Consider the following 9,545-nt stretch of genomic DNA (forward strand, 5'->3'; position numbering starts at 1 on the left):
GCGTATAATCGTCGGCAGCGTCAGATGTGTATAAGAGACAGGTCGGGTTGGAGGAGCCGGGGAAGAAGCTCTTGTCGGCGTCGACCACCAGCGTGCCGTTCCACCACAGGCCGGACTGGCCCTTGACCACGTCCTTGCCGTCCAAGGCCCCCTTGTCATAGGTGACGTTGCTGTCGGTGGGCATGACCGACTTGCCGTTGATGGTGATCTTGTTGACCAGCAGGTTGCGGTCCTGGCCGTTCACCGTGGCGTCGTTGTCGTACTGGATCTGGACCTTGTGCGCCTGATCCGCCGTGGCGTTGATCGAGAAGGCGTAGTCCTTGGCCGAGGTGCCGGCCATGCCCTCGCCGACCTTCTTGCCGTCGATCAGCAGGTTGAAATGCGCGTTGACGCCGCCCGCGGCGTTGCCTTGCAGGTTCAGGATGACCTGGGTGTTGCCGGCGGGGGCCGGCGGCGTCGGGACCGGGAAATAGTCCTTGGTCAGGGCGAAATCGAGCGAACCGTCCCACCACATGCCTTCCTGGCCGGGAATCACGTCCTTCCCGTCGGAGGCGCCGCGGTCGTAGCTGACCAGCGAGCTGGTGGAGGCGACGGGCTTGCCGTTCACTTCCAGCGACTTGACGAGCAGGTTGCGGTCCTGCCCGTTCACATAGCCGTCGTTGAAGTAGACGATCTGAAGCTTGTGCGCCTGATCCGGTGCGACCTGGGCCTTGAAGGTGTACCGGCCGTCGCTGGTCGAGCTGACCGTCGCCTGGCCGAGGTTGACACCATCCAGGAGCAGCCGGAACTGCGGCCAGATCCCGCCGGCAGCCTGCCCCGAGGCGTTGACGACGAAGGTCGTGTCGACGAGACCCGTGGTGGTCGTTGCCATTGGAAGTAACCTCTCTCCATTTTCGGTGGAGCAAAGGTGAGGCCCAATTGGTTAACGAGATATTTCGGATTTTAGGGAAATGCTGCTCAAAAGCCACGGCGAGCTGTGAAAAGAATGAGGCGCGAAAAACCGCCTTTGCTGCGGTTTCCGCGCCACAGTGGGGCCTTGCGGCCACGGGGAGGCAAAAGTGTAAAGTCTTGTTACAGAAAGATTTCCGGAATCCGCTGCCTCAGCCCTCATGACTTTTGTGAGCCACCATGAAGACCTCCGGGCGGAACAGGTAGAGCTGGCCGAGCTTCCCGAGCTTGCGCCGCAGGGTTAACGGCATCGCCCCCATGACGGATTCCACGGCCTTCACGTAGGCGAGGTATCCGCGCCCGGACCCATGGATGTGCATGCGCCGGCGGACCGCCATCGGGGCGATGTAGACGGCCTCCATCCGGGTGAAGCCGGCCTCGCGCAGCGCGCGCTCCGTCTCGCTCCAGGTGTATTCGCGCAGGTGCATGCAGATCGGCTCGTCCAGCCCGAAGACCTCCGACAGGTCCATCGGCCCGGCGTGCTTGTGCGGCATGCTGAGCACGTAGCGGCCGCCCGGCTTGAGGATGGCGTGCACGTTGGACAGGTGCACGGACACGTCCTCGGGGTGGAGATGCTCGATGACGTGGGTGGAGACGACGGCGTCGTAATGGGCGCGCGGCTCGAATTCGGCGAGGTTGACGCCGTCGCAGCAGCGCCACGTCACGTTGGAGCGCTCGTCGGTCCAGCGCTCGCCGCGCTCGCGGGTGATTTCGGTGGCGACGCAGCGGTGGCCGTGGCGGGCCAGATAGCTGAGCAGCCGGCCTTTGCCCGACCCGACCTCGTAGACGTCCCGCGCGCCCTTGAGCAGCGTCAGGAAATGGCGGAAGTCCAGCTCGTCGTTCTGCGCCGCCGTGTCCACCGCGTCGTTCAGCCAGGGGCATTCGCTGTAGAGGGTGGTGTAGTTCCGCTCGAACACCGTCCAGCGCTCTTCGCGGCGGGAATCGAGCAGCTCGCGGGCGAGCTGGCGTTCCAGGTCCCAATGCTGGCGGACCATGGTTTCGCTGAGGGGGTAGTTCGGGGCCAGACCGAACTTCCGCTTGTAGCGGGCGACCAGCTCATCCGACGTCAACGTGTCCACAGATCACCTCGTTGGGAGAAACGCCGCTGTTCCGATAATCTAAGGGCGCTGTCGGAAATCCTTACAGGCGCGGACGGCGGAGCGGGCCGCGCGATCGGGCGGGGTAGCGGGGCCGGAAGGGGTACCGCGCCGCTTCCCGGCCGGAGTCACCCCGACCGGTTACGCCCGCGCAGCGCCTGCACCGACGCCTCGTACAGCGGCAGCGGGCGCGACGCCGCGTCGTAGGGGGAGGGGTGGGGCTTCAGCTCCGGCATCTCCCGCGCGATGTAGTTCAGGTCGGAGCGCAGGTGCCACCAGCACAGCTCGGCCAGCCGCGCGTTCCCGGCGATGTCGCCCAGATACTGTCCGGCCAGGAAGGCCATGGCGCGGTCCTTCTCCGCCCGTGACCAGGAGCGCGGCAGGTGCTTCTCGTTCACGTCGAACTCGGTGACGTGGATGGGCAGGCCCAGCCGGTCCATGGCCCGCAGGAAGCCCTTCATGCCCTCGCGGTCGTAGGGCTTGCCGGCCATCAGGTGGCTTTGCAGCCCGACGCCGTCGATCGGCACGCCGCGCTTGACCGCGTCGGTCAGCCAAGTCTGGAAATAGGCGCGCTTGCGCTGCTGCCAGCCCTCGTCGATCTCGATCCCGAACTCGTTGATGACCAGCTTGGCGGAGGGGAATTCCTTGCGGATGTGGTGGAAGAAGGGGTCGAGCCATTCCGGCCCCTTGGCGCCGCCCGCCACCACCCACCACATGCCCTTGCGGAAGCCGTAGCGGTCCTGCTCCTGGGGGTGGCTGCGCTCGGTCTCCCAGAAGAAAGCCTCGTTCATCACGTCGATGCGGTAGAAGCTGTCGCCGTAGCGCTGCTTGACCGCCGCGACCATGGCGGTGAAGCGCGGCCAGTAATTGTCCTCGGACAGCGTGCCGTCGGCCGAGAAATAGGCGCTCTCCCCGATGCCCAGCGCGCGCTGGCGGCTCGCCGGCAGCGTCATGTAGTCGGGCATGCCCATGTGCTGCCACAGGGCGCAGTGCCAGTTGGGCTTGGCGCCGATGCGGCGGGCCAGTTCCACCCCGGCGTCGAAGCGGCCCCAGTCGAAATTGCCCTCCTGCGGCTGGAAGACGGCCCATTTGCCGCCGTTCTCGGGCGTCACCACGTCGCATTCCCGCGCCATCAGCGTGTCGAGCATGGGGTCTTCCGGCTCGATCAGATGGTCGCGGGCGGCGCCGTGGAGGATGCCGGCGGCCCGGCAGGCGTCTCGCAGGGTGGGGTGGGGCACCGCGGCCGACGCTGCCTCGGCGACGGACGGGCCGGCGGCGGCCTTGCAGCTTGCCAGCACCGCGGCGGCTGCGGCGGCGCGCAGCGCGTCCCGGCGCGTGAAGGAGAGGGTTTTCGGCGAGGTGGCTTTTGGCGAGGTCTGGGCCATGGGCGTCGGGCCTCGTGTGGTTTGATGAGAAATGGAAATTCCCTCTCCCCCGCTCACGCGCAAACGGAGTTTGCGCTGACACGACAGGCGGACCTTTGGTCCGCCGAAAGCGGGGAGAGGGTTAGGGTGAGGGGGCGCCCGTCAGGGCGTCCACGCACTGCAATGAGCCAGCGTGGTCGGCCTGCGGCCGCCCCCTCATCCCATACCCTTCTCCCCGGAGGGGAGAAGGGCTTTGGCGTCGCTTACGGCGCGGCGCGCAGGGTCTGGTCGCCGTAGTATTTCCGCGTGGCGACGTAGCTGTTGTACGGACCCTGGTAGCCCTTGCTGGCGGCCTTCTTCAGGTTCACGTCGGTCATCACGCAGACGAACTTGCTGTGGTCGATCGGCCCCAGGTCGGCCACCGCGTCCAGATCGCTCGCCGTGGTGTGGCCCCAGCGGGTGACGAAGAGAACCTTGGAGGCGGCGCCGCAGACGATGCGGGCATCCGACACGGCCAGCGCCGGGGCGGTGTCGAACACCACCAGATCGAAGCTGGGCGACAGGCCGGCCATCAGCTGCACCAGGCTGTCGACGTTGAAGCGGTCCAGCGTCATCGGGTTCAGCTTGCCCGCCGGAACCATGGCGAAGGGCACGTCGTCGGAGGTGTGGACGATCTCGTCCAGCGTGGCATCACCGGCGATCCAGTCCGACAGGCCCTTCTTGGTGGACAGGTCGAACAGCCCTTCCATGCGGGAGCGGCGGAAGTCGGTGTCCACCACCACCACCCGGCGGCCGGCCTGGCTGGCGACCTGGGCGACGGCGAGCGTCAGCGAGGTCTTGCCGTCCTGCGGGCGGGCCGAGGTCACCGCCAGCGCACCGACCGGACCGAGATCCGACAGATGGTTGCGGAACAGGGCGCGCAGGGATTCGCTGAACAGCGAGAAGGGGTGGCGCTGGAAGATCTTGTAGAGCCGGCCCTTGGCCCCGCGGTCGCTGTGGTGCGGCACGATGTGGACGGTGCCGACGCCCAGGATGCGGCGCACGGCGTCCGGGGTGTGGATGCGGCGCTGGAGAAGCTCCAGACCGAAGACGCTGAAGATGGCCAGCGCGAGGGCGGCGACGAAGCCGGCCAGCAGCAGGAGGACGCGGAAGGGACCCGACGGCTCGTGCGGCACCTGCGGCGCGGAGACCAGCTTGACGGCGGCCGGGAAGGCGCGGCTGTCCTTCTGGGCCTCGACCTCTTCGAGACGGCCCAGCAGGCTGTCGAGAAGCTGGCGCTTGGCGGTCGCCTCGGACTCCAGGGTGCGCAGCGGGATGGCCTGCTCCTGCATGGTGGCGTAGCTGCCCTCCATGCGGGTGATCATGGAGCGAAGCGCGGTCTCCTGCTCGACCGCGACCTGGGCGGCTTCGCGGACGCCGTTGATCTCGCGGCGGATTTCCTGCTGGAGCGAGGAGTTGGCCTCGTTCAGGCGGCCCTGGAGTTCAACGATGCGCGGGTGCTTCGGCCCATACTGGCGGGAAAGCTGGGCCATTTCCGTGGAGATGGCGGCGACCGTGGCGCGGAGCTGGGCGACGACCGGGGAGGCGATGCTGCCGCCGATGGCGTTCCAGTTGCCAGCCTTCAGGTTGCGCTCCAGCGTGTCGGCCTGGGCGACCGAGCGGGCGCGGATGGCCGACGCCTCGCTCAGGCGCAGGCGGGTCTGCTCAAGCTCGTTCTGGGCCATCAGGCCGGTGCCGCCCTTCAGCAGGCCGCCCTTGACGCGGGCCTCCTCGACCTTGGAGTCGGCCTCGGCAACCTCGCGGCGCAGCAGGACGATGCGGTCCTGCAGCCAGGAGATCGCGCTGGTCGACAGGTCGCGGTCCATCTGCTGACGGGTTTCCATGTACCGGCGGACGATGCCGTCCACCACGTCGCGGCTCAGCTGCGGCTCCTTGGAAGTGAAGCGCACCTGGATCACGCGCGACCGGCCGACGATGGCGACGTCGAGCTTGCGGTGGATGCGCGCGATGATCTGATCGTTGCCCAGCGCCGCGTGCGCCTCGCGCGCCCGGATGTCCTGCGCCACCTCGTCACCATGGCTCAGCAGCCAGGCGACCGGGGCCGGCGGGGCGCCGTCCCAGAAGCGCGAGGCGAGGTCACGGCCGTAGGCCACCGCGCGCTCGACGAGCGGGAGCGTCTCGTCCTCCTGCGCCGGCGGGTTGAATTCAGGATGCTGGGCGAGCTGGAGATCGTTGACCACCTGGTTCAGCACCTGGGGCGACTTCAGGATCTCGATCTCGCTCAGGATGGCGGCGTCCTCGGTGGGAATCGCGCCCACCACCTGCTCGACCTCGCGGACGACGCGGACCTGCCGGTTGTCGACCAGCAGAAGGGCTTCGGAGGTGTACTGGTCCTTGAGCGTGGAGACGCCCAGGGCCGACAGACCGGTCAGCACCACCACGATGGCCGCGATCAGCCACTTGTGGCTGCCCAGCACGCGCAGGATGAAGCGGAAGTCGGGACCCATGGACGGGGTCTGGGATTCGAACTCGCTGCGCCGGGACGGGCCGGGGGCGGCGGGCCATGCCGGAACCGGAGCCGGCGGACCGCCGTGATGGCCGCCATGATTGACTTGGGGCAGATTTTCCACGTCTCAAAGCTCCTTATGCATGGGCGCTGGTGCTGGGGCGCTGGACGAACGCATGGCGGCACGGCGCATAAGCATGACGGTGTGGGCGAAGCCGAAAGCGCCGACGCAATAGCGGCGAAACAGACGGCGGGGCTCCTGGACCAGCCGGAACGCCCATTCCAGCCCGATGCGCTGGACGGCGGCGGGGGCCCGGGTGAAGCGCCCGGCGAGGAAATCGATGATGGCGCCGCCGTTGACGATCAGCACCTTATGATCCAGCGCGCGCTTGAGTTGCACCGCGACCTCCTCCTGGCGGGGCATGCCCATGGCCAGGATGATGACGTCGGGCTCAATCTCCCGCGCACGGGCGATGTAATGCTCCACGGAATGGAACCCGTGCTGGGCATCGACATAGTCGTGCGGGGTCCGCTCCTTCAGCCGCTCGATCCCCTCGTCCAGCCAGGGCGCCGCGGTGCCGTAGACGGCGACCCGACGGGGCGACAGGTGGCGGAGGAGAAGCGGGATGAAATCGGTGCCGTTCATGTTCAGCCCGACCGGCTGGTCGAGCCACGGCAGGGCGGTCTCCAGCGCCACCCCGTCCCGCAACAGGACATCGGAGGCGCGGAAGGCCGACCACGCGGCGGAGGACCCCGCGCAGAGGTTCACGCCGTGAGCGTTGAGGAACGACAGGATGGTCGGTCGCTCGACGGCTGACAATGTCTTTATCAATGCATGGCGCTCGTCCTCGCAAGAAATACACCGTATTCTCTCGATCAGTGCCAGGACGTCACGAGGGGTCGGCATGCACATCTCCTAACCAAATCTGCGAAGCGACGACGGTTACGTTGTCTCTGCAACGATGATGCCCGACGGTTTGCGGTGCAGTAAGACGATATTGCTTGCTAACACTTTCGATTGGTGGCAGCCGGTGAAACCGTTACCGGGTACCCCTTTCGACACGACCGCCGGACAACAGGGAATGATGTGGCTGGCACCGCCCCTTTTTCGCAGCGGTGGGATGGGAGAGGGGAAAGTTCAGGCGAATTAGCCCGGCCACGCCGGTAGAACCCCTGAATCGGCTTGCCCTATCCTATGGCTCCGACCATATAGGTACGCCCGTGGGGTGCCGGTGTGCAGAATAGGGGGTGGGCGTCCGCCCCGCGGCACGGCACTGTTCGAGGTCCGGCAAAGCCCCCTCAAGACCGCCAGCCCCAACCAGTTCCTTGAATCCCCAGGCCGATCTCTCCGGGGGCGGCGACGGAAGAAGACCAGTCCATGAGCAACGACGAAACCACCCCCCGCCAACCGGGCACCGCCCCAGGGACTGCTGACGAATTCGACCGCCGCGACGCGTTGCGCGCCATCGCCGCGGTGGTGCGCGGCGACGGGATCGAGGTGGACGCCGACAGCACCCCGGCCCGCTGGTCGGTCGCCGTCGTCCACGAGGTGGTCGTTCCCGGAACCGACCGGAAGCTGAAGCTGCGTTTCCGCGTGGCGCTCGGCCCGCTGCCCGACATCGAGGCGGAGCTGTGGGGGCTGATGACCGCGGAGGAGGGCTTCGGCCGTCCCCAGGCGAAGACGCTGGGCAAGCGGGTCAAGGCGGCCTGCCTGTCCTCCGCCGCCATCGAGAAGGCGCGCGGGCGGGTGGACGGCTGGTTCGCTTCCATGGCGCAGCGCGCCAACGGCTTCGGCGAGGCGTGGCGGCCCAAGGGCTTCGCCGACGAGCTGGGCCGGGTGATCGGCTTCGGCGGCCGTATCCCGCGCCTGCAAACCCTGCTGGACGCGCTGGAGGAGGCCTTCTCCACCGCCGCCGCCCGCGCCGGTCTGAAGGTCCGGCGGGAGCGGCTGGAGAACGCCTCCGGCCTCGGCGTCTATCTCGACAGCTTCGCCACGGCCCGTGCCATGGTGCGCAAGCTGCGGCTGTTCGTCGGCCCGACCAACTCCGGCAAGACCCACGCCGCCATGGACCGGCTGGCCGAGGCGCAGAGCGGCTGCTACCTCGCCCCGCTGCGCCTGCTGGCGCTGGAGGGGCAGGAGGCGCTGGAGACGCGCGGTCGGGCCTGCAGCCTGGTGACCGGCGAGGAGCGCGACGTGCGGCCCGGCGCCTCCTTCACCTCCTCGACCATCGAGATGGTCAACACGTCCAAGGTCTGGGGCGCCTGCGTCATCGACGAGATCCAGATGATCGGCGATCCCGACCGCGGCTGGGCCTGGACCCAGGCGGTGGCCGGCGTGGCCGCCCCGGAAATCCTGATGACCGGCTCCGCCGACGCCATCCCCTACGTGCAGCGCCTCGCCACCGCGCTGGGGGAGGAACTGGAGGTCGTGGAGTTCACCCGCAAGTCGCCGCTGCGCGTGCAGGAGGAGCGGGTGGCGCTGGAGAATGTCCGCCGCGGCGACGCGGTGATCGCCTTCTCGCGCAAGGACGTGATGGGGCTGCGGCGCGAGCTTCTGGCCCGCGACCACACGGTGGCGGTGATCTACGGCGCGCTGTCGCCGGAAGTGCGGCGGGCCGAGGCGCGGCGCTTCCGCGACGGCACGGCGGACGTGCTGGTGGCGACCGACGCCATCGGCATGGGGCTGAACCTGCCGGTCGCCCGCGTCGTCCTGTCGACCACCCGCAAGTACGACGGGCGGGAGGAGCGCGATCTGAACTCCTCCGAAATCCGCCAGATCGGCGGGCGGGCGGGACGCTTCGGCATGCACGAGGAAGGCCGCGTCGCGGTGCTGGAGGGGGAGAACATCAACCCGGTGCGCCGGGCGCTGACCACTCCGCCGGTCCCGCCCGAGGACCCGCGCGCCTGGATCAGCCCCAACCTGACCCATGTCGAGGCCATCGCGCGGGAGCTGGACACCGACAGCCTCGCCAAGGTGCTGCGCACGGCGGGGCAGGAACTGCTGCGCGCCAACCAGACCTTCCGCATGACCGACCTGGAGCAGCGCATCCAGGCCGCCACGGCGGTGGACCGGGCGAAGCTGCCGCTGGCGGAGCGCGACATGCTGGCGCGCTGCCCCATCGACGTGCGCGACCAGAACAACCTGCGCCTTCTGGCGCTGTGGGCGACGAACCAAGGCAAGGGCGTTCCCAATTCCGCCCCCGACGCCGCCGAGCGCTTCCACCACCGCGTCGGCACCGACGTGGAACTGGAGAAGGCCGAGCGCGCGGTGAAGGAGCTGACTGCCTACGCGTGGCTGGCCTACCGCTTTCCCGACGCCTATCCGGACATGGACCTGTGCCAGGAGCGCCGGGCCATGCTGAACGCCTTCATCGAGCGCACGCTGGCCGAACGCTCGCTGGCCCGCGCCTGCCCGGTCTGCGGCACGCGGCTGAAGGCGAACCACCGTTTCCGTGTCTGCGACAACTGCTACGCCGGGCGGGTGGAAGAGCGGCAGGGCGAGCGGCGCGGGCGCCGTCCGGACGGAGCGCGCGGCCCTCAGCCGCCGGCAAAGAGCGGTGCGGAGAGCTGTCTCTTATACACATCTCCGAGCCCACGAGACTATAACAGCTATCGGGTTTGCCGGCTTCG

The 9,545-nt window shown here is 68.2% G+C and carries 6 protein-coding genes; 1 reads left to right on the plus strand and 5 read right to left on the minus strand.

Annotated elements, in window-relative coordinates; genetic code table 11:
- The 5 genes from Q4I23_RS26500 to Q4I23_RS26520 form a co-directional block, all read right to left on the minus strand.
- A partial coding sequence (locus tag Q4I23_RS26500) for a carbohydrate-binding domain-containing protein (protein ID WP_498528191.1) occupies positions 1 to 871 on the minus strand: 871 nt, incomplete at its 3' end.
- 229 nt (positions 872 to 1,100) lie between these two features.
- Positions 1,101 to 2,027: a class I SAM-dependent methyltransferase gene (locus Q4I23_RS26505; protein ID WP_454017173.1), complete on the minus strand. Its 927-nt coding sequence runs from the start codon at positions 2,025 to 2,027 to the stop codon at positions 1,101 to 1,103.
- Positions 2,028 to 2,173: 146 nt separating this feature from the next.
- Complete coding sequence (locus tag Q4I23_RS26510) at positions 2,174 to 3,430, minus strand: endo-1,4-beta-xylanase (protein ID WP_498528192.1); 1,257 nt, start codon at positions 3,428 to 3,430, stop codon at positions 2,174 to 2,176.
- 242 nt (positions 3,431 to 3,672) lie between these two features.
- Complete coding sequence (locus Q4I23_RS26515) at positions 3,673 to 6,039, minus strand: GumC family protein (RefSeq protein ID WP_498528193.1); 2,367 nt, start codon at positions 6,037 to 6,039, stop codon at positions 3,673 to 3,675.
- Between the two features lie 3 nt (positions 6,040 to 6,042).
- Positions 6,043 to 6,828 (minus strand): WecB/TagA/CpsF family glycosyltransferase, encoded by a 786-nt coding sequence (locus tag Q4I23_RS26520; RefSeq protein ID WP_035678240.1) that lies wholly within the window; start codon positions 6,826 to 6,828, stop codon positions 6,043 to 6,045.
- Between the two features lie 465 nt (positions 6,829 to 7,293).
- Here Q4I23_RS26520 and Q4I23_RS26525 point away from each other — a divergent pair.
- Positions 7,294 to 9,545, plus strand: a 2,252-nt coding sequence (locus tag Q4I23_RS26525) for a helicase-related protein (RefSeq protein WP_498528194.1), incomplete at its 3' end; no start/stop codon positions are given.

This window comes from Azospirillum sp. UFLA03-27, from assembly GCF_059803775.1.

Bases quoted from the DNA above. Each gene is read 5' to 3' on its own strand.
- Q4I23_RS26510 (WP_498528192.1), bottom strand. From the start codon at position 3,430: ATGGCCCAGACCTCGCCAAAAGCCACCTCGCCGAAAACCCTCTCCTTC.
- Q4I23_RS26520 (WP_035678240.1), bottom strand. From the start codon at position 6,828: ATGTGCATGCCGACCCCTCGTGACGTCCTGGCACTGATCGAGAGAATA.